This is a genomic window from Paraburkholderia sp. SIMBA_054 (assembly GCF_046534875.1).
GTDB classification, from domain to species: domain Bacteria; phylum Pseudomonadota; class Gammaproteobacteria; order Burkholderiales; family Burkholderiaceae; genus Paraburkholderia; species Paraburkholderia hospita.
The window spans coordinates 1-240 of sequence record NZ_JAWRXV010001616.1; the positions used below are offsets into that span (position 1 = coordinate 1).

Sequence of the window (240 nt, forward strand, 5' to 3'; positions counted from 1 at the left end):
ATCGATTTCAGTTGAAAGCTTTTACATGCCTTCCGGGCCACGGTTCATGGCTGCAACACCCGTACGGCAGGTCTCAACCAGTCCGAGTGGCTTCATGATCGAGATGAACTGATCAATCTTGGCAGTCTTCCCGGTGATCTCCAGGATGAAGTGATCTGTCGTCGCGTCAACCACCTTGGCCTTGAATGCGTCGGCAAGACGAAGCGTTTCCGCCCTCGCCTCGCCTTTGCCGGCAACCTT

General features: G+C 55.0%; 1 protein-coding gene. It reads right to left on the reverse strand.

What is annotated here, in order from left to right:
• Positions 1-21: 21 nt before the first annotated feature.
• Positions 22-240, reverse strand: a 219-nt coding sequence (ilvN, locus tag SB822_RS60545; RefSeq protein ID WP_410859581.1) for an acetolactate synthase small subunit, incomplete at its 5' end; no start/stop codon positions are given.